At 59.1% G+C, this 20,346-nt stretch carries 20 protein-coding genes; 8 read left to right on the top strand and 12 right to left on the bottom strand.

What is annotated here, in order from left to right; translation table 11 throughout:
* The first annotated feature begins 358 nt into the window (after positions 1-358).
* The gene (locus tag DBR23_RS06790; protein ID WP_108497734.1) at positions 359-697 is read left to right on the top strand and encodes a DUF4148 domain-containing protein; all 339 of its coding nucleotides are present in this window, start codon (positions 359-361) and stop codon (positions 695-697) included.
* Between the two features lie 76 nt (positions 698-773).
* Here DBR23_RS06790 and DBR23_RS06785 read toward each other — a convergent pair whose 3' ends face one another.
* Both DBR23_RS06785 and DBR23_RS06780 read right to left on the bottom strand, forming a co-directional pair.
* Positions 774-2,111 (bottom strand): heavy metal sensor histidine kinase, encoded by a 1,338-nt coding sequence (locus DBR23_RS06785; protein ID WP_108497733.1) that lies wholly within the window; start codon positions 2,109-2,111, stop codon positions 774-776.
* Complete coding sequence (locus tag DBR23_RS06780; protein ID WP_108497732.1) at positions 2,108-2,794, bottom strand: heavy metal response regulator transcription factor; 687 nt, start codon at positions 2,792-2,794, stop codon at positions 2,108-2,110. Before DBR23_RS06780 ends, DBR23_RS06785 begins: the two co-directional genes overlap by 4 nt.
* 139 nt (positions 2,795-2,933) lie before the next feature.
* On the opposite strand from DBR23_RS06780, the gene DBR23_RS06775 reads away from it, so the two are divergent.
* Both DBR23_RS06775 and DBR23_RS06770 read left to right on the top strand, forming a co-directional pair.
* The gene (locus DBR23_RS06775; protein ID WP_108497731.1) at positions 2,934-3,266 is read left to right on the top strand and encodes a DUF4148 domain-containing protein; all 333 of its coding nucleotides are present in this window, start codon (positions 2,934-2,936) and stop codon (positions 3,264-3,266) included.
* 154 nt (positions 3,267-3,420) lie between these two features.
* Complete coding sequence (locus DBR23_RS06770; RefSeq protein ID WP_108497730.1) at positions 3,421-5,103, top strand: phosphoethanolamine transferase; 1,683 nt, start codon at positions 3,421-3,423, stop codon at positions 5,101-5,103.
* Positions 5,104-5,450: 347 nt separating this feature from the next.
* On the opposite strand, the gene DBR23_RS06760 is transcribed toward DBR23_RS06770, so the two are convergent.
* From DBR23_RS06760 to DBR23_RS30345, 8 genes are all read right to left on the bottom strand, one after another.
* A complete protein-coding gene (locus tag DBR23_RS06760) occupies positions 5,451-5,825 on the bottom strand; it encodes a hypothetical protein (RefSeq protein ID WP_108497728.1) in 375 nt (124 codons plus the stop codon).
* Positions 5,826-5,888: 63 nt separating this feature from the next.
* Entirely contained in the window at positions 5,889-9,071 is a 3,183-nt protein-coding gene (locus DBR23_RS06755) for a CusA/CzcA family heavy metal efflux RND transporter (RefSeq protein WP_108497727.1), read from the bottom strand.
* 16 nt (positions 9,072-9,087) lie between these two features.
* A complete protein-coding gene (locus DBR23_RS06750; RefSeq protein ID WP_108497726.1) occupies positions 9,088-10,692 on the bottom strand; it encodes an efflux RND transporter periplasmic adaptor subunit in 1,605 nt (534 codons plus the stop codon).
* Positions 10,693-10,700: 8 nt separating this feature from the next.
* Positions 10,701-12,056 (bottom strand): TolC family protein, encoded by a 1,356-nt coding sequence (locus DBR23_RS06745; protein WP_108497725.1) that lies wholly within the window; start codon positions 12,054-12,056, stop codon positions 10,701-10,703.
* Positions 12,057-12,211: 155 nt separating this feature from the next.
* Positions 12,212-12,574: a cation efflux protein, CzcI family gene (gene czcI / locus DBR23_RS06740; protein WP_108497724.1), complete on the bottom strand. Its 363-nt coding sequence runs from the start codon at positions 12,572-12,574 to the stop codon at positions 12,212-12,214.
* Positions 12,575-12,638: 64 nt separating this feature from the next.
* Entirely contained in the window at positions 12,639-13,169 is a 531-nt protein-coding gene (locus DBR23_RS06735) for a DUF4148 domain-containing protein (protein WP_108497723.1), read from the bottom strand.
* A 45-nt stretch (positions 13,170-13,214) separates the two neighbouring features.
* Positions 13,215-13,451 carry a hypothetical protein gene (locus tag DBR23_RS30350; RefSeq protein WP_146191259.1) on the bottom strand — a complete coding sequence of 79 codons (237 nt, stop codon included), beginning with the start codon at positions 13,449-13,451 and terminating at the stop codon, positions 13,215-13,217.
* Positions 13,448-13,600, bottom strand: coding sequence for a hypothetical protein (locus DBR23_RS30345; RefSeq protein WP_158276434.1), 153 nt, complete (start codon positions 13,598-13,600; stop codon positions 13,448-13,450). Before DBR23_RS30345 ends, DBR23_RS30350 begins: the two co-directional genes overlap by 4 nt.
* Positions 13,601-13,783: 183 nt before the next feature.
* On the opposite strand from DBR23_RS30345, the gene DBR23_RS06730 reads away from it, so the two are divergent.
* The 5 genes from DBR23_RS06730 to DBR23_RS29215 all read left to right on the top strand — a co-directional run bounded on the left by DBR23_RS06730 (position 13,784) and on the right by DBR23_RS29215 (position 18,583).
* A complete protein-coding gene (locus DBR23_RS06730) occupies positions 13,784-14,128 on the top strand; it encodes a hypothetical protein (protein ID WP_146191258.1) in 345 nt (114 codons plus the stop codon).
* 235 nt (positions 14,129-14,363) lie between these two features.
* Positions 14,364-14,633 carry a flagellar biosynthesis protein FliQ gene (gene fliQ / locus DBR23_RS06725; RefSeq protein ID WP_108497721.1) on the top strand — a complete coding sequence of 90 codons (270 nt, stop codon included), beginning with the start codon at positions 14,364-14,366 and terminating at the stop codon, positions 14,631-14,633.
* A 59-nt stretch (positions 14,634-14,692) separates the two neighbouring features.
* Positions 14,693-15,091: a hypothetical protein gene (locus DBR23_RS29220; protein WP_146191257.1), complete on the top strand. Its 399-nt coding sequence runs from the start codon at positions 14,693-14,695 to the stop codon at positions 15,089-15,091.
* Positions 15,092-15,356: 265 nt separating this feature from the next.
* Positions 15,357-17,975, top strand: coding sequence for a heavy metal translocating P-type ATPase (locus DBR23_RS06720; RefSeq protein WP_108497720.1), 2,619 nt, complete (start codon positions 15,357-15,359; stop codon positions 17,973-17,975).
* 233 nt (positions 17,976-18,208) lie between these two features.
* Entirely contained in the window at positions 18,209-18,583 is a 375-nt protein-coding gene (locus tag DBR23_RS29215; RefSeq protein WP_146191256.1) for a hypothetical protein, read from the top strand.
* Positions 18,584-18,629: 46 nt separating this feature from the next.
* Here DBR23_RS29215 and DBR23_RS06715 read toward each other — a convergent pair whose 3' ends face one another.
* Both DBR23_RS06715 and DBR23_RS06710 read right to left on the bottom strand, forming a co-directional pair.
* Positions 18,630-19,109: a DUF6328 family protein gene (locus DBR23_RS06715; protein ID WP_233250307.1), complete on the bottom strand. Its 480-nt coding sequence runs from the start codon at positions 19,107-19,109 to the stop codon at positions 18,630-18,632.
* A gap of 56 nt (positions 19,110-19,165) precedes the next feature.
* Positions 19,166-20,110, bottom strand: a complete 945-nt coding sequence (locus tag DBR23_RS06710; protein WP_108497719.1) for a cation diffusion facilitator family transporter — start codon at positions 20,108-20,110, stop codon at positions 19,166-19,168.
* Positions 20,111-20,346: the final 236 nt, after the last annotated feature.

Here is a 20,346-nt window from a genome sequence, read left to right as displayed (position 1 = left end):
GGGACATCGAACTGCTTCGTCTGCTCTCTGCGGCAGGGATGATTGAAGCAGATCTTCCGGACGTAGGCGGATCGGGCTCGGCAACGGTTCGCCGGGTCACTGGCTTCGGTCGTGCATGGCTCGCAGCGGATGTGAGCAGTGCAGCGACGTCGGCTCCTTCCTCAGGCCCCCTGGCTTGAGTGCGCTGCTTCAAAGTGCCTCCTTGGCTTCTGGGTGCTGCGAATACATGACGAACTTGTAATCTCTTGGTGCGCAACTTGTCGGCATACGGTCAGCAGACTGTCACACGTGCAATGTAGAGCGTCCAACGGTTGGTGCGGTCTGCAGGGCACGTTGATTCCAACCAAGGAGATATCTGATGGCAGTTCGTACCGTACTCACCGCCCTTTCTTTCGTAGCCCTCGCAGCGCCCGCGATGGGGAGCAGCGTCATCCATTCTGCGCCGACCGAACTGGGCTACACCACCCATCCAGAACATGCTGAGCCTGGCAAGTCGCGCGAACAGGTCCTCGCCGAGATGGACCAGTCCAAGAAGGACGGCACGTGGCAGTACCACCGCTTCGGTGCACCAGTTCCAGTGAAAGGCAAGGCCGTGACCCGCGAAGAAGTACTGGCTGACCTGGAACGCTCCCAGAAGCACCCCAGCTGGGCTGCACGCCGCGTTGGTGCACCGGTCCCGGCCGTTCCCGCACCCTGATCCAGAGCTGCTTAAATTGCCCGTCAAATCCTCGTTATCGTGGTTTGACTGGCAACACTGAGTAGTGTCTCTGGAACTATGCCACCGTCTTGACCAGTACAAGGCCGATCTCGGTCTTTCCATTGACACTGGCTGCGGTCGTGCGGCCTCCGTGCATGCGAGCAATCGCCGAGGTGATTGCCAAACCCAGGCCATGGTTCTTCTGCCCGTGCTCCCGTGAAGCAGAGGCGCGAAAGAACCGATCAAATATTCGCCCCAGGATCTCAGGTGAGACCGTTTCACCTTGGTTCGCGACGACCAGGCTCACCTCGGTGTCTGACACGACGGCGATGTTCACCTCGACCTGTGTACCGGGTTTGGCGTACTGGGTGGCGTTGCCAATCAGGTTGGAGACGGCACGCCTGAGCAGCGGTTCATCAAAATGGCCTGTCCCATCTCCAGAAATCTTCAGGCGCAGATCAGCATCCGCCAAGGCTGCCTCGTGGTACTCGGCCACCCGCTCGACAACTGCTGCAAGACTGGGAACAAATGAGCGCCTGGCAGTCGCACCTCTGTCCGCCGTTGACAGAAACAGCATATCGTTGATGATGCCAGCGAGGCGGTGGAGCTCCTCAAGGTTGGAGGACAGCACTTCCTCCATATCAAAGTTCGCTGGGTGACGCAACGCAAGCTCATTGCTGGCAACGAGCGTTGCCAAAGGAGTGCGAAGCTCATGCGACACGTCTGCGTTGAATCCTTCGAGTTGGGTGTATGCCAGATCCAACCGGCCGAGCAGGCCGTTGAACTGCTCCACCAGAGGAACAAGTTCTGCGGGCTGGCCAGCGCCATCCAGGCGCGGACGCAAGTTGTCCGCAGACAGGGATCTGAGTTGGTGCGCGAGCCGTCGCACAGGGGCCAGACCGTAGCTAACGATGGACATGCCTCCAAGCGAAATGACGAAGGTTCCCACGACGGCGGCGATCGCCAACGTGATGGCCAGCCGGTTCAGGTGCTGGACATCGGAGGAGATGTTCATTGACAAGTCGACGTTGAAAGTCTGGCCTTTTCCGTCGGTGGGCTGGACGGCGAACATCCTCGACACCCTCCGAGAATTGTCCGGGGATGGTGCAGCTTTCGGGAACACCATGTCCCCATCCTGGGTGCGGACGAGCACGCGAAAATCTTCGTGCCCAATCAGGAAATCGCTCAACGGATGCTCCTGCGAGCTTTCCTTGGCGTGCTCGTCGATGTTGCTCAACAGGTGCCTGACAATCGCTTCTTTTTGAGCTAGGGTTTCGATCTGGCGCTGGTTGAGATTGTGGGCGGTGACCATGTAGACGACCAGGCAGACGACACCCAAACCTACAAAACTCTGGACAGCGAGCCATAGCGACAGGCGTGCGCGCAGCGAGTGCGCGCGTGGCAAGGAGTTCATTGTTCTCGCTCTTCCATCACATAGCCCATACCACGCACCGTGTGCAGCAAGCTCTTGTCAAAGGGCAAGTCCATCTTCGTGCGCAGACGCCGGATCGCCACCTCGACCACATTGGTGTCGCTGTCGAAGTTCATGTCCCAAACCTGTTCAGCAATCTCGGTGCGAGAAAGAACTTCGCCCTTGCGTCGCAGGAACAATGCGAGCAGCAAGAACTCCTTTGCCGTGAGTTCAAGCCTGTGACCTCCGCGCGTAGCCTTGCGGCGTATCAGGTCGAGCTCAAGGTCCGCGATGCCCAGCACGGTCGGCTCGCCGGCATCCTTGGCGCCGTGCGCCCGGCGAAGCAGCACCTGCACGCGGGCGGATAGCTCTGAGAAGGCAAAGGGTTTGACCAGGTAATCATCAGCACCGGTTTGCAAGCCGCGCACCCGATCCTCAACGCTGACCCGTGCGGTAAGCATCAGGACCGGGGTCTGCTTTGTCTTGCGAAACGCCGTCAAAAGCGTGAACCCGTCAATGCCTGGCAGCATGCCATCGAGGATCAGCAGATCGTACGCGCCCTCCAGTGCCATGTGCAGCCCATCGACACCGTTGTGAACGATGTCGACGTTGTGCCCCGCTTCGCCAAGCCCTTTCTTGAGGTACTCGGCAAGTTTGATCTCATCCTCAATGACCAAGATTTTCATTCGTTGATTCTCCTGGAGATCGGCCGCAGAGTCGATTACAAATTCGTAATCTGAGTGTTGGCAACTTGTCGCCCCTGCCTTTCTAGAGTTCGTTCAAGGTCGTCGCACGCCGCGAGGGCCACACCAACGGGTCAACACCATGAACAAGCAGGCAAAACTCATCCTCTCGCTGACCGCGGCGGCATTTCTGGTCCCCAGCGCGGCAATGGCTTCGTCCCTGTATCACGAAGCAGGTGGCGAAATCGGCGCAACTACGCATCCGAGCCACATCTCCGATGACCTGATGCGCGGCGAAGTGCAGCGGACTGTCGACGCTGCTCGCAAAGACGGGTCGTTGGCCATTCTGTCCCGAGGCGGTGTGGTGCCTGCAAAGCCCACTGGATCAGCAAAGACCCGAGAGCAAGTCCGAAACGAGTATCTCAGCATGACGCCGCAGGAGAAGGAGCGGCTTAACGAGCTGCATGGCAGGTGATCTGCCGCACACCAAGCGAACCGACATATCAGGTGCTCCCTGGCTGGCCTCCAGAGCGTCACGGTAGACCTGCTACGACAGCCAACTTTCACTTCAGTACATACGGATCCATTGTGGGTCGACTCACCGTACTGATCAATGCCCTCGACGTGAGATGAGCTTTAGACAGCGCGGCTTCGCGGAGCCTGGGCGATGGCCTGCCAGTTTGGGGCAGTTGCTCCTGCGACGCCCTTTTATGGCAACAGAGGGGTTGGTGTTGTGGATCAGCGCGTACGTGGCGCTGGCCTACAACGGTTCCTTTCTGAGGGCGAGTACGGCTGGCCGCAGTTGGGAGTCACCCGACACATGGGTGTTTGTCGGCGCACTGATGGTTTCATTGATTGCGCTGCACGGGCTGATCTTCAGCGTCGCTGTGGCCAGGTGGAGCATTCGCCCTCTGCTCACGGCATCTGTGCTGGTTGCAGCCTTTGCGACCTTCTACATGCAACGCTACGGCGTCTACTACGATCCCAGCATGCTGCGCAATGTGCTGCGGACGGACACTGCTGAAGCCAGCGAGTTGATCAGCTGGAGCTTGATCGCTCATGTCTCGCTGTACTCGGTGGTCCCCTTGTGGGCGATATGGCGAATTCGCCTCACTAAGACCTCTTTATGGCGCGCGACGCTGCGACGCCTCGTCTTTGCTGCCGTATGCGCGATGGCAGTGGTAGCCGCTGTGCTCCTCATCTTCCAGGACTTCTCGGCGTTGATGAGAAACCAGAAGGAGCTGCGCTATCTCATAACTCCCGCCAACGTGATCTACTCGACAGCTCGCGTCCTGTCGGCCGATGTCGAAAAGCCAAAGGTCAGGCAGCCCGTGGGCCTGGATGCTCGCATGGCAGTGCCAACCCTCCCCCAGAAGCCGAAGCTGCTTTTCATCGTCGTGGGAGAGACAGTGCGTGCTGGCAATTGGGGACTTAACGGCTATGAGCGGCAGACTTCTCCGAACCTTCAGACGCTGAACGTAGTCAACTTTGGCAACGTCACGGCCTGCGGCACAGATACGGAGACATCACTTCCGTGCATGTTCTCCGCGATCGGAAGGCGAGGCTATGATGAAGCCCGAATTCGCTCATCCGAGTCGCTACTACACGTTCTTTCACGGGCCGGAGTTTCTGTGCATTGGAAGGACAACCAGTCAGGATGCAAGGGCGTCTGCGATGGGCTCAATGAGATCCCTGTGGACCCAACTGCAGCTGCAGGAATGTGCTCTGATGGTAGATGCCATGACGAGGTGCTTCTCCACGGGCTAGAGTCAGTCGTCGAAGCCTCTGACACCACAACGGTAGTGGTCCTGCACATGCTCGGCAACCATGGGCCAGCCTATTTCAAGCGCTACCCAGCAGCTTTCAGACGCTTCGAACCCACCTGTGACACGGGCGAGCTGCGCAAGTGCGATCGCCAGAGCATCGTGAATGCCTATGACAATGCGGTGCTCTATACCGACCATGTCTTGGGCCAGGCCGTGGCCTTTCTCAAGCGCCAGGAGAGCCGTTTCGATACAGCGCTGCTCTATGTGTCCGACCACGGTGAGTCACTGGGCGAGAAAGGGCTGTTTCTTCACGGCTTGCCCAGGGCGATCGCACCTGACGAACAGACCAAGGTGCCCATGGTCTGGTGGCTGTCGGAAGGCTTCAAGAAGAGTCGCATGATGAACAGCGAGTGCTTGAAAGAGAAGTCGTCGACCGCCTTGTCGCATGACAATCTTTTTCACTCAGTGCTCGGACTGATGGACGTCTCGACCCAGGCCTATGAACAGGAGCTGGACATCTCCGCGGCCTGCAGGCGCATCGGCTGAGGGATCCAAGTGCGCCGGACATCGGCATCCCGCGTTAGAGGCGAGGTTGTCGATCCGAGCCGGTTCGTCGCTGGGTTCGAGTTTGGGCCAACCTTCGGTCACGCATGCGCTTGGCCAAGCGCTGGCTGTACTTGAGGCTCTTGTTGCGCTCCGGGTGGCGCTTCAACCATATGTGACGCAACCGCCAGAAGGTCAGCACCGTGGCGATCAAGCTGATCCATATCCAAATCAGCTTAGCCGCTAGTCCGTGACCCATGGGCTAAGCCTTTTTCAAATTGCTGTTGTCTGCATTGAAAGAGGCGCCGGCAGCGGTGCAATGACATGCGAGCGCCTCGTCGAGCCTTGAACTATTTGAGAGAGAAGCGAACGGAGGCGACGGGCTTGCCGCCTTTGGTGACCGCAGCAACGGCTTTCGTGCCCGCAGCCACCTTGAAGCTGCCCGAAGCTTCCAGCTTTCCATCGACCGGCAGCAGCTGAACATCCTGCTTCTCAGCGCCGCTCAACAACGTTACCTTGGCGGCCATTCCAGCAACGTCTGCCGGCTTGCCGTGGTCACGGACGTAGAGCTGCAGCTTGTCCGCGCCGGAAACGAGCTCGTAGTCAATATCCTTGGACTGGGCTACGACACCTCCATGTAGCGGCTTGGTGTCGTGGTTGTCCGCAGCGATTGCTGCGCCAGAGATGAAAACGGCGAGCGCGAGGATGAGCTGGGTTGCTTTCATTGAATTTCCTTTTCTGAACGAAACAAAAAATGGGCCCCGCAAACTGCGGGGCCCGAAGGCCCATTACTGGGCGGAGGGAACTGGGTGTACGGGTTCTGCAGTCACGTCCTCAGCCTGCTCGTCAGGCTTGTGGGCCAGGCGATAGAGGATGGGCAGGACCAAGAGCGTTAGCAGCGTCGAGGAAAGAATGCCGCCGATCACAACGGTGGCCAGTGGGCGCTGCACCTCAGCGCCGGTTCCCGTAGCGATGGCCATCGGGATGAAGCCCAGGGACGCGACGAGTGCAGTCATGAGCACGGGACGCAGACGCGTCAGCGCGCCTTCGCGGATCGCATCGTCCAGTCCAACGCCTTCCTCTCTCAAGGTGCGGATGTAGGAGATCATCACCAGGCCGTTGAGCACGGCAACCCCTGAGAGTGCGATGAAGCCGACAGCCGCTGAGATCGACATGGGTATGTCGCGAAGCCAGAGCGCCAGGATGCCCCCCGTCAGCGCGAAAGGAATGCCCGTGAACACCAACAGGCCGTCCTTGGCATTTCCGAACATTGCGAACAGCAGCACGAAGACCAGTAACAGCGAGACGGGCACCACAATTTGCAACCGCTTGGAGGCAGATTGCAGGTTCTCGAATGTGCCGCCCCAACTGGTCCAATAGCCCGTCGGGATCTTGATCTGCGCCAGGCCTTGTTCGGCTTCTGCAACGAAGGATCCCACATCGCGGCCGCGCACGTTGGCGCTCACCACAATGCGCCGCTTGCCGTTCTCGCGGCTGACCTGGTTAGGGCCGGGGGCGAGCTCAAAGGAAGCGACTTCGGCAAGTGGGATGAAGTTGGTCCGCGCTTCCGCAGTGCCCGCTGAGCGAGGCAGCGGGATGGGCAGTCGCTTCATGCCTTCCATGTCATTGCGGATCGCTTCGGGCAGGCGCACCAGGATGTCAAATCGCCGATCACCCTCGAACATCGTTCCGGCTTCACGTCCACCGATGGCTGTGGCCACCGTGTCCTGGATGTCGGCCACGTTCAGGCCATAGCGAGCCGCCTTCTGGCGGTCGATATTCACCGTGAGCATCGGCAGCCCGGTTGTCTGCTCGACCTTCACCTCCGATGCCCCTTGGATCTTCTGCAGCATCGAAGAGATCTCTTCTGCCGACTTGTTCAGGACGTCCATGTCGTCCCCGAAGATCTTGACCGCGACGTCGCTGCGCACACCAGAAATAAGCTCGTTGAAGCGCAATTGGATAGGCTGCGAGAACTCGTAGTTGTTGCCAGGGATCTTGCCAACCACTTCCTGGATGGAGGCAAGCAGCTCGTCGCGGGTCTTTCGCGGCTCGGGCCACTGGTCCATGGGCTTGAGCATGATGTACCCGTCCGAGATGTTCGGCGGCATGGGGTCCGAGGCAATTTCTGCAGTGCCGGTTCTGGCGAATACGCGGTCAATTTCGGGGAACTTGGCTTTCAGCGTCGCTTCGATCTGGCGTTGCATGGCGATGGACTGCGAAAGGCTGGTACCCGGAATGCGCAGTGCCTGGATGGAGTAATCGCCCTCATTGAGCTGAGGCACAAATTCGCTACCCATACGGGTAGCGATCAATCCGCAGAGCACTACGGCCACTGCGGCAATGGAGAGCACCACGGCCTTTGCGGACATGACGCGATCCAGCAGGGGCGCATAGATTCGCTTTGCATGACCGAGCAGGAAGTTCTCCTTCTCACCGACCCGATTGCCGATGAAAAGAGCGACTGCGGCGGGGATAAAAGTCACCGACAGGATCATTGCGCCTACGAGCGCCGCCACCACGGTAAACGCCATCGGGTGGAACATCTTCCCCTCGACGCCGGTAAGAGCGAAGATCGGCATATAAACGACCATGATGATGAGCTGACCAAACAGCAGGGCACGGCGAGACTCCTTGGACGCCAGAAACACTTCATGGAAGCGTTCGGCTCGGGTCAGCGGTCGACCGTGATGGGCTTGTGCATGCGCCAGGCGGCGAACGCAGTTCTCCACGATCACAACCGCCCCGTCAATGATGATGCCGAAGTCCAGCGCCCCAAGACTCATCAGGTTGGCACTGACCTTGTAGTTCACCATGCCGGTGAATGTGAAAAGCATCGACAGCGGAATCACCGTTGCGGTAATCACGGCCGCCCGGATGTTGCCCAGGAACAGGAAGAGAATCACGATCACCAGGATCGCGCCTTCCATGAGGTTCTTCTTTACCGTACTGATGGCCTTGTCCACCAGGACTGTGCGGTCGTAGACAGTGACCGCGTGCACGCCTTCTGGCAAGTTGCGGTTGATCTCCACCATCTTCTTGTCCACGGCTTGCGACACGGTACGGCTGTTCTCGCCGATGAGCATGAAGACCGTACCGAGCACGACCTCACGGCCGTTGTCCGTGGCAGCGCCAGTGCGCAGTTCCCGGCCGATCGATACGTCGGCGACATCCCGCACACGGACGGGCACACCGTTGGCGCTGCTCAGGATCACATTGCCGATGTCCTCCATCGACTTGACCTGGCCGGGGGCGCGAACCAGATACTGTTCGCCACGCTTCTCGATGTAGCCTGCGCCCACGTTGCCGTTGTTGCGGTCCAGGGCAGTGACGATGTCTTGCAGCGTCACGCCTAGCGATGCCAGGCGCCCGGGGATTGGCGCAATCTGGTATTCCTTCGCAAAACCGCCGATGGAGTTGATTTCGGTAACGCCCGGAACATTGCGCAGCTGCGGCTTGATGACCCAGTCCTGAATTTCACGCAGGTCTGTCGGGGTGTAGGGGTTGCCGTCTGGCTTCTTGGCTCCATCCGCCGTTTCAACCGTCCAAAGGTAGATTTCTCCTAGTCCGGTCGAGATCGGCCCCAGCGCAGGGGTAATGCCCGCCGGCAACTTATCCCGAGCCTCCTGGATGCGTTCATTCACCAGTTGGCGCGCGAAGTAGATGTCAGTTCCGTCCTTGAAGATCACCGTGACTTGGGAAAGGCCGTACCGGGACAGAGACCGGGTCTGCTCCAGATTGGGCAGGCCGGCCATGACCGTCTCGATGGGGTAGGTCACGCGCTGCTCTGTCTCCAGTGGTGAGTAACCGGCGGCTTGCGTATTGATCTGCACCTGGACATTGGTGATGTCCGGGACGGCGTCAATGGGCAGCTTCTGGTAATTGAAGACGCCCAGCGCCCCCATGGCGAGTGCAGCAAGCAGGACCAGCCACCGCTGCTCGATCGAAAATCGAATCAGTTTTTCAAACATGTAGTTGGCTCCGCGTTCAGTGACCGTGTTCGACCGATGCCTTGCCCAGTTCGGACTTCACGACGAAGCTGCCGGACGCTGCGTAGGACGTTCCAGCCTTGATGCCCTGAAGAACCTCGATCCGCTTGCCATCGCTGCGCCCCAGTTGCACTGGCTGGGCAATAAAGCCTCCATTGACTTTGAGGAAGACAACGGGTTTCTCGCCAACCGTCTGGACTGCGTCAGCCGCGATCGTCACGGGTACAGCGGCCTCTTCGGCCACGACCTCGATGTTCACGAACAGGCCTGGCCGCCATGCCCCCTTGGGGTTATCCAACACCACCCGCGCCTTGGCGGTTCGGGTTTGTTCGCCGATGAGCGCGCCCACGAAAGCGACCGTACCCGTCGCTGAGGCGTCGAACGCGGTGGCCTTGATGGTGACTTTTTCGCCGACTCGCACGAGAGGCAGATCCTTGGCTGGAACGTTGATTTCAGCCCACACCTGGCTCAGATCCGAAATCGTGAACACGGCGGCGTCTTCCTTGACCGCTTCGCCGAGGCTCAGATGCTTCTCGATGACGATCCCATCAAAGGGCGCACGCAGTTCGAGCCGGTTCAGGCCCGAGGCGGACGAGGAAGACAGACCCAGTGCCCCCAACTTCTGGTTGGCATTGGCGACGGCCACTTCGGCTTCGTTGAGCGCCTGCTTGGCTTGCAGGTAGTCCTGCTCCGCCGAAACCTTCTGCTCCCAGAGCTTCTTCTCGCGCTCGAAGGTCGTCTTGGCCAAGGCCATGCGCTTTTGGGCCGTCTGCAGCTCGCTGCGCTGCTCCGATGCTGTGGGACTCGCGATAGCGGCCAGCACCTGCCCCTTCTTGACGACCTGGCCCAAGCTGGCGTTAACGCTTTCCACCACGCCAGCAAGGCGTGGAACCACGTGCGAGGTGCGATCTTCGTTGAGGCGGATCTCGCCGGGCAGCAGCAGCGCAGACTTGATGCTCGCAGCAGATGCCGAGTCAACGCCGATGGCTGCCGCCTTGATCTGGGCGTCGGTCAACTCGACCTTGCCCTCTTCTTTGCTCATCACGAACATGAAGGGCTCGTTGCCTTTTCGCGCGATGATCTCAACATCGAAGGCGTGGGGTTCAGCCACCGTCTCGCGGCTCACCCAGCCATCCTTGTCCTGAACGAATGTCAACGCCTGCTTGTCTCCTGTTGGGCGCGCGACCGTTGCGGCGACGGTGGCAGCGCTCTGAGGCAGCGCTTTGTCTTTTTCGAACATCCAGATGCGCAGCCGTGGCTCACCTCCGTCTTCCGATAGCAAGGCCTCCAATCCGAAGTCGCCTTCCTTGAAGAGGCTGCCGCCGTTGGCGCCCTTGGACGCGCTCTTCTCGTGGTGCTCGCCATCGGCATGGCCTTTGTCGTCGTCGTGGCCCTTGCCATCGGCTTTTCCGTGGTGCTCGCCGTCACCGTGGCCCTTGGCCTCCGTGTGCGTTCCGTGTCCGTGACCGTCTCCCTCGGCTGCAGCTGCCGCCTTAGGCTTGCCGCTTTGCATAACGAAAACGCCAGCGCCCACTCCCAGCGCAATTACGACTGCGATGGCGATCAGGTGCTTCTTGCTGATGCTTGGTTTGATGTTGTTCATGGTCGATCTCAGTTTTTCTTGATGGTCGAGGTGAGGGACGTGCTGCCACCCAGCAGCCGGTCAATCTCGGCTGCTGCGCGATGGGATTCGGCCAAGGCTTTCAGGTATTGCGACTTGGCGGTGAAGTAGGTGCGTTGCGCATCCAAGACTTCGAGAAAATTGAACTTGCCGTTCTCGAAACCGACCGTGGCTGCGTCGTATGCCGATTTGGAGCCTGGGAGCACATCCGAGCGCAAGGTTTGGACTTCTGACGTGATCGTGGACAGCCTGTCGTGGGCCTGAGTCACTTCGCTGTGCAGCCGTACCGTGGTTGCTTGCAACTCATCCCTGGCCTTGTCTTCAAGCTTCAGCGCTTCGAGCAGGTTGCCTTGATTGCGATCAAATACCGGCAGCGGCACTGAAATACCTAGCAGCAGCAGGTTGCGTTGTGTCTCGTTGCTACGCTGCACACCGGCGCTGACGGTGATGTCCGGCACGCGCTTGGCTTGCTCAACCTCGGCCAACGCCTTGCGCCGATCCACCTCAACCCTCGCCAACACCACCGAAGGCGAAGACACGACTAGCGATTGAAGATCTGCCAAGTTCGGTACAAGCGGTAGCGCCTCGGCTTCGCCTTCAAGCGACAAAGCAAACGCATTGGTCCTTCCCAGTAGCGCATACAGGCGCGTCAGCGCGTTGCGCTCCTCACTTGCGGCCTGAGTCAGCTCCAGGCGGATACCAGCTTCCGCAACCCTCGCTTTGGTCTCTTCGACTGGGGAAACCTTGCCCGCCGCAACTCGCTTCGCTACGGTGTCCGTGGATGCCTTGGCCAGGGCAGCACTGTCCTTCGCAAGGGACAGCCTCTCTTGAGCCGTCAGAACATCAAAGTACGCAGCCACGACATTGGCTCGGACGGTGGACACGACCTCGGCGAGTTGGGCTTGGGCCTGCTCTCGTGCCTTTTCTGCAGCCTTCGTACGTGCCGCGCGTTTGCCACCCAATTCCAGCGGCAGATTAAGCTGCCAGCTCTGTGTGCGTGTCTTCGAACGCGTGTCTTCCAGCGAATACGCGAGTTCAGGGTTTGGCCGCGCGCGACCCTGAATGATCTGGCCTTCGGTGGCTTCGACCTGGCGGGTCGCTGCGGCTACGTCCGCATTGCCCTCCAACGCCATCTCAATGGCACGGGCCAGCGATAACGGAGCTGCGGAACTCGCAGCACTACCGTGAAGTACCGCTGGGCTCTGCTGAGTACTCGGCGCCAGCCCCTGAGCAACTGCTGCCGTAGTGGTAGCAATAAAAATGGCAGTCGCAACTGCAGTGACCCCAAACCGCTTCCGATTGCGTGAAGCGCCCGGACCATTTTGAACGTGAAATCCCTTGAACATCCGATTCTCCATTGACCTTGAAACACGAAGAAATCGGCGGGGATGGCAGCCGTGTGGTGCCTAGCAACCATGATCCGTTCTCGCAGCGGCACGCGCAGCGAAGCCCGCCAGAGGATGGCGGACCTAGAAAAGGATGAGTAAGGAAGCCCCGCCGACTAGGCGAGGAACGGCCACTGAGGGCGGTCGGGAGGAGTCGGGCTGACGCCTTCAAGCGCTGATAGCGCAGAAGCGTTCATTTCATTGCCGCGAAACGTAGGCAACTTCGCATCTGGCAAATAAAGTGCGCCCAGGCCGAGGCCATGACACGAACTGCAATCGGGGTCGAATTTGTCGAGATTTTTCTCGACAACGACCTTACCAGTAACACTGTCTGCCTTGTGCTGGTGCTCGTGATGACCCACATGCTGCACGGTGGTCGTGGATGTCGAGCGCTCATGCTGGCAGTACGAAGCTACCGCAGCCCAGCTGAACTGGAGCGGTAGCAGTACTAGCATCAAAGCGACGATCCAGCGACTCATTTTTTCAGTCTAGCATGGCAAGTTGAATTCTGAGCACTGTATCTCGATGACCAAAGCCGCAGCTTCACAGACCTCGGGCGCTGCCGGTGTAGCCGCGTTCCGCCGCTACGTCCGCAGCGTGGCTGCCACGGTACATACCCGGGAATACCTCCTTTAGCATGCGCCCATCTTCACCGTTGGCGAGGATCTCGCCGTGAAAAACTGCCTCGGCAAGTTCGTGCTTGACTTCATCGCGCGACTTTGGCGAGACAGCAGCCACCGCTTGCGAAGGATAGCGTCCTGGCGCGATCTCATTCAACTTGGCACCAGATTCGCCAGCGGCCATCATTTCTCCCGACTTGATAGCTTGGCCCAGCTCCTGCTGCACCTGCTCACGCGTCTTCTTGGCGCCAGTCGCCGCTTGCGCTGGGTAAGCGCGAGGGTTGATTTGCCGCAGCGTCATGCTCGACTCACCGCTGCCCATCATGTCGCCGCTGCGAATGGCTTGGAACAGTTCTGCACGAACCTGTTCGCGGGTGAGTGGGGCCGATTGCGCAGAGGCCAGCAGAGGTGCGGCGCCCATGGCGGCGAGAAGCAGTGCAGTCTTGAATTTCATGGTGTGGTCCTTTGAGTAAATGTGATTGGATAAGTGAAGGGCGGATTACGGCAGCTGTTGGGCGTTGACCCACCCAGCTTCGCCGCCCATGTCGCGCATGCCATCTGCTGTGATCGGGTTGCGCTTGGCATCTTCGAGCTCCTGCAGCACCTGGGCTCGGCTTTTCGTAAGGGTCGGCGCCTTGACGAGCGGATAGGTGGCTGGATAGCCTCGGCTGATCCATTGGAGCGAGCCGTCTTGCTGGGCTACTAGCACAGTGTTGCGAACGGAGTCCCGGCTCACGGTGTTGCCCAGATGGTCGGGAGTAAATACTGCTCCCTGCTCCCTGCTCCCTGCTCCTGCACTGGGCTGGCGTGATAGGCCGACGCGGCGAACGAAGTCGTAGCGACGGTGGCCAGGCCAACGATGATGAGTGCGTTGCGAACTTTCATGAGGATCTCCTGTTGCGCCGGCTACCTCTTGGCAACCGGGTGAAGCTTTTTCTGCACCACGGAGAGAAGTCTAAAAATATCGCCCCATCGAGGCAGTGACCGGAAGATTACATTTTTGACAGCTTTGTAGAGAACCTTGCACTTTGCGCCCATGCGCGTATGGCTGGCCTATAATCCGGCGTCATGTCCTACCGCTTGCAATCGGTCGTACTCGTAGTTGTGCTGCTGTGGCAGGCGCTCAGCATGGTCAATCCGTTTGCGGGCGCATCGCGCGCCGATCAGTTCGCGCACTTAGTGGTGTCTGCACAAGACGAGGTGCGGTTCGCGGATGGCGACCGATTCCGGCATAAGAACGCATCGGGCAAGCACGTGCATCCAGAAGAAGGACTGACGCTTGCCGGGCTGATTCCTACGTTGGCCTTCGCAGTACCAAGTGTGCCGACGGCTGACCCCATCAGCGAACCAGCTCCGCGCTATTCGCCGCCCTCACTGGAAGGGCCACTGCGCCCTCCAATGACGCTGGTCTGAGTACGCGGCTCCTGCACGCATCTTCCACCCGTGTGCGGTGGAACCTCAGCTCTACCTTTTCACACAACGCCCGCGCGTGACTTCGCTGGCGGCAACGCTTTTCGCGCGCGCACGGTATGCCGTCAGACGCGACTTCACGACTCAATCCCCAGTGGCAAAAAGGCCGGCTGTGTCGCCAATCCCGCAGCGTTGCTCGTCCGCCCATTCCCTATGGCTCCTTCTGTAAGGACCTCTTATGAGTTCGCAACAAGTCCTGACCATCGCTCAGGCGGCACTGCACATGCTGCTGATGACCGCCGCGCCAATCCTGCTCGTGGTGCTGCTGGTGGGCCTGATCGTTAGCATCCTCCAGGCAGTGACGCAGATCAATGAAAACACACTGTCTTTCATCCCCAAATTGGTGGCCGCCCTAGTTGTGCTGATCTTCATCGGACCATGGCTCATCAGCACCTACGTGGACTACTTGCGAGAGGTACTGCTCTCGATCCCGGGTCTGGTTGGATGACTACTCGTTGGCAACAGCGCCCGCGCATTCCAACGAAATGCGCGCACTCGGAACCTTCATTGGCACTGGGCATCGCGGCTGCTAATATCGCAGGCGTGCGCAAAGCCCTTGTCCTCATCTTGCTGGTGCTGCTGCCAATCCAATTCGTTTGGGGGGCTGCCACGGGCTATTGCCAGCATGAAGCGCGCACGGCCGACACCCACTTTGGCCACCATGTCCATGAGCATCAAGCCAAGCTGGCGACTCGTTTGAAGGACTCAGCGGAAGTTGACCGATCAATCGGCGGCGATCACCCCGATTGCCCAAGCTGCCACCTCACCTCCGTCTCTGCTGTCTTGGATCAGGTTGCTCTGATGGCAGGGAGCCAGGCGGATCCACTGGCTGCTGCTGACGAGCAGTCTCATCCCAGCTTCCTGCGTCACCGCATAGAGCGCCCGAATTGGCGGCGCGCAGCCTGACAGTCAATCGGTTCGATCTCGGACACGCTCACGCAGTGCGCGCACGCCAGTCCGTATCTGCATTGACCTGACTTTCGAGCGATGCCCTTTTCGGGCAATAGACATCGAATCCGGTCTGCCTAAGCCACAGCGACCGCGAGCAAGAGGTCGGCTGACTCGGCTTCTCTACGGCGGCCTGGCCCGAGAGACAACGCCAGAACCCATCCCCTGGTACTGGCTCTCTCGCGTGCCGCCACGCAATCAAACATCATTCAAGGCAGAAGCAATGAGCAATTCCAAGAAGCTACGTCTCGATCTTCCACTCGTGCTTCCGGACGTGAGCGAAGTGCATGACCGCTGCGTGTTGCGGCTCACGGACACGATAAAGGGCCGCAGCGGCATCGACGAAGTGCATATCGTCGGCATAGAAAGTGGGGCGCCACAACTGTGCGTCCACTACGACCCCGATAGCATGACCCTCGGCCGAGTGCGTGAGCTGGTGCAATCGGTCGGTGCCGAGATTTCCTCACAGTACGCCCACTTGTCGTTTCGGACCAAGGGATCGCTGCTGGCGCGCACCGCCCGCCGGATAGCCGCTGAACTGCGGCGCGTTCCGGGTGTGCTTGAGGCAGACGTTGCAGCTTCGGGCTCATTGCGCATCGAGTACGACCGCTCAAGCGTCTCGCAACAGGAGTTGGTCGAGGCCCTCGGCGCGTTGGGCATATCCGGTGATGTAATTCCCTGGAGCGCACCCTTGCCGGGGCCTGCTGCCAAGGTGCCACCGCTCCGGGCTGCAGCCAATGACGCGGCCGTAGACGAAGTGAAGAAGGATGCACATGACCACTCAGCTCACAAGGGCCATGAAACCAAGGAGCGGGACGAGGATCACTCAGGTCACGGTCATGGAGAAGCAGGTGGTCACGCAGGTCATAGCCATAAAGAAGGCCTTCTCGGCGAAAAGACTGAACTGATCTTCGCACTGCTGTCAGGGGCCTTGCTTCTCATTGGGTGGCTGATAAGCAAAGGAGATTTCGCGGCGCCACAGGTTCCAACGGCGCTCTATGTAGGGGCGTACTTCTTCGGTGGATATTTCACCGTAAAGGAGGCCTTTGAGAATCTTCGTGCACGTCGATTCGAGATCGACACTCTGATGCTTGTCGCCGCCGCCGGTGCCGCGGCACTTGGTGAGTGGGCGGAAGGTGCGTTGCTGCTCTTTCTGTTCAGCTTTGGCCATTCGCTTGAGCACTACGCTATGGGACGTGCGCGCAGGGCCATCGAAGCGCTTGCCAAGCTGGCGCCCGAGACGGCGTTGCTTCGGCGCGATGGCAGCACGAAGGAGGTTCCGCTGGCCGACTTGGAGGTCGGTGACGTCGTCGTAGTCAAGCCCAACGAGCGGCTGCCAGCGGACGGTGTTGTCGTCGTTGGAACCACCAGCGTCAACCAGGCTCCCGTTACTGGCGAGAGTGTGCCCGTGGACAAGCGACCCATGGATGACGCGAAGTCGGCCATCGCAAGCTTCGACAAGGTGGCGGCTGAGCACAGGGTGTTCGCCGGCACGATCAATGGCGCGGGCGCCATCGATGTAATGGTGGCGCGCAAGTCGGACCAGTCCACGATGGCGAGGGTGATCAAGATGGTCACCGAAGCAGAAGCCCAACGCTCGCCCACGCAGCAGTTCACTGAGCGCTTCGAGCGCATCTTCGTCCCCTCAGTGCTGGCTCTCGTCGCCGTGCTGATGCTCGCTTGGCTGGTCATCGACGAGCCCTTTTCTGCCAGCTTCTATCGTGCCATGGCCGTGTTGGTGGCGGCAAGCCCGTGCGCGCTGGCGATCTCAGTGCCCAGCGCGGTGCTCAGCGGCGTTGCGCGAGCTGCACGCGGCGGGGTGTTGGTTAAGGGCGGTGGGCCGTTAGAGAACCTAGGCACCCTCAGCTCCATCGCTTTCGACAAGACTGGGACATTGACCGAAGGCAAGCCCAAGCTGACCGATGCGGTCGCGGCCAAGGGTGCGACCGACGACGAACTGCTGACGGTGGCTCTGGCGGTCGAAGAGCACAGTGATCACCCGCTGGCATCGGCCATCGTGAGGGGCGCCCGAGAGCGCCTGAGCGCCGGTGCGGGTAGCCTAACGGCATCCGATGTGAAAAGCATCACTGGGCGGGGCGTGCAAGCGCAGGTGGATGGGGATACGGTTTACATCGGCAAACCGGTGCTGTTCTCGGAACTACCTGACTCTGCAATGCCGTCGGATGTCGAGAAGGCAAACGCTGATTTGGTGGCATCGGGTCGTACCACGATGGTCATACGCAAGGGTACGAGGTTCCTTGGCGTGATCGGTGTGATGGACACCCCCCGACCTGTCGCCGGAAAGGTGATGGCTCAGCTGCGCGAACTAGGCATCGAGCGCTTGATCATGATCTCCGGAGACAACCAGCAGGTGGCCGATGCCGTAGCAAAGAGCGTGGGCTTGACCGAGGCACGCGGCGATCTGATGCCAGAGCAGAAGGTGGATGCCATCAAGGACCTACGAGCCGCGCACGGCAAAGTGGCGATGGTGGGCGACGGTGTGAACGACGCCCCAGCCATGGCCAATGCCACCGTAGGCATTGCAATGGGCGCAGCCGGATCGGACGTTGCGCTGGAGACGGCCGACGTGGCGCTCATGGCGGACGATCTTGCACAACTTCCCTTTGCTGTAGGGCTTTCGCGCAGTACCAGCCGTGTGATCAAGCAGAACCTGTGGGTGAGCCTTGGCGTGGTTGCTGTGCTCATTCCTGCAACCATCCTCGGTTTGAAGATCGGTACCGCGGTCCTGTTTCACGAAGGCTCAACTCTGCTGGTAGTGGCGAACGCACTGCGCTTGCTCGCCTATAAGAATAAGGCAGACAGTGGGACCGAGAAGTCCTAGCGGGCGCAGCATGTTCAACCCCATGGCCATCTCGTATGTTCACCAGGCCCAAAGCGTACGCGTCCCAGGGTTGGCCTGGGTGCGCCGTGGCACACCTCAAAAATCAGAGACTGGAACAACTTAACGATCGGCCTCGCCACCCCAAAACAGACATCGAACCAAACGGGCATCAAAGTTCGTGACAGCAGAAGAGCCCGCTGCTTTAAGTGGGCGAAATTTGAAGGAAATTTGAAATGAAACACTCATCCATCCGTATTGGCACTTTGCTGCTTGCCTTAGGCCTCTGTGCCTGCGCGGCCACTCCTGTGTATGAAGGGCGACTTAGATGGAGCGATGGATGGAGGGAGGGCGTGGTTGACAAGATCGAACAAAGCGATCAGATAGAACGCACGTACTTGCTCTCGTGCGGTAGCCGTTCCTCGAAAAGTTTCGAAAAAAAGCTGGTACAAATTCATTGGAATCAAGTGGGTAGGCAAAGGAAATGGATTGTGGCCATCCCCAAAGATTCAACACTAAGCCTCGGGGATCCTGTTTTCGTCAATGTGATGAGCTGTACGGAAGGCGTGGTAGTTCGAACAGCGACCAAGCCATCACGCCAAAAGAACTGAGAAAAAATTCACCAATTCCGAGCGAAATGCCAAGTCTTCCATAGACCTAGAGCTTTCCTGCTCGCTTCCATCGGCGAGGCAACCACCACCAGAGGGTGAATATCACGAGTGCAACCAGTGCAGCCGCCAAGCTTCCGACTACGTGGCCGAAGATCGTAGAAAGAACCAATTGTGCGCCTGACACAAGAGCGCTAGCAAGCGTCACTGCGCCTGCCAGAATCTGGCGCGAAGCAAACGACTTGAATCGAGGCCGGTCAAGCAGAGGCCGTATCAAGCGGTGCTGCACCGCAGGGGCGCTGAGCAGGATGAGGCTGACTACAGCAAGAACAAACGTCGTAAGAAAGACCCATTTTTCCGTATAGGCGATGGCGCTGAAGCCTGGCGTAAACGGCACAGTGATCAGGAAGGCAGAAAGAAGTTGTGCGGTAGGTAGCAGAACTCGAAGCTCTCCAAGCAGATCCGTCAGATCTCCGTCATCCGAGACTTCGGCCGCTTCATTATCCAATACCTCTTGTGTCGGCATCATCGCCCTCGTTTCTTTGAGTAGATGGTGAGTGTCACTCAACCCATGCGACGTACGCGTTAATTGTGGTCATTTGCTTTCCCGTCCGCAGGTTTCGCGGGTGCCGTGAAGCTGTCGATCTCATCCGCCTGACGGCAGGGGACCGACTCCATCTGAAGCGTCGTATGAAATACAAAAAAGCGATCAGCGAGAATTGCGTTGATATCGTCCCGCAGGATTTCCGGTGTCCGGGATGGATCGTGCACTACGTGTGCGGTCAAGCTGGATTTGCCGCTGGTCAACGCCCAGGCGTGAAGATCGTGTACAGATTTCACGCCACTGACTTCGCAAATGCTATTCCTAACCTTGTCGATGTCCATCCCGCTCGGCACCCCTTCTAGTAAGACATTTAGGCTTTCTTTGAGAAGAATCCAAGTGCGTGGCAAGACCCAAAGTCCTATCAACACGGCGATGATCGCATCCACGGTCGTCCAGCCCGTGTATCGGATGATGATCGCACCAATGATCACTCCGATTGAGCCAAGCATGTCACTCCAAACTTCGAGGTAGGCACCTTTGACGTTAAGGCTGGCATCCTTGCCGCTCTGCAGCAACTTCATGCTGATGAGATTCACGACCAAGCCCAACAGCGCAACCACCATCATCGCGCCGGACTGCACTTCGGGAGGGCTCTTGAATCGAGCGTAGGCCTCGACCAGTATGTAGATCGCGACGCCAAATAGCATCAGGCAGTTGAAGGCTGCCGCCAAGATCTCGAATCGGTAGTAGCCGAAGGTTCTGAGTGAATCGGCTTTCCTCTTGCCGATCTGTACCGCAGCCAGTGCGATAGCCAGAGCGGCTGCGTCGGTCAGCATGTGTGCCGCATCAGAAATGAGTGCGAGGCTATTCGTGAGAATTCCCGCAACCACCTCCGCAATCATGAATGACGTTGTCAGCCCAAGAGCGATCCAAAGCCGTCGCTCATTCCCAACTGTTGGTGGTGCATGATCGTGTGAGGCACTCATACCGATAGGTCCTGTTGTTTGAAAAGGGGCAAACGTGGCCCGCAGAAGGTAGCGCAGATCGCCTCATCAAGTTTGTAGGAAATCTCCACAAGCTACAAACTGTCTGCCCGTCTACAGGGGCGCTTGCCTGACGGCAAGGCACAATGGTTGGTCAAACAGCGCGGTCCATGTGGTGGTCGTACTTAACGTGGTAGGAAAGCCGCCCAAGATCACAGGCGCTATTCAATCTAGATCTG

The sequence above is a fragment of the Acidovorax sp. HMWF018 genome (assembly GCF_003061035.1).
GTDB classification, from domain to species: domain Bacteria; phylum Pseudomonadota; class Gammaproteobacteria; order Burkholderiales; family Burkholderiaceae_C; genus Acidovorax; species Acidovorax delafieldii.
This window is presented reverse-complemented; position numbering and strand designations above follow the sequence as displayed.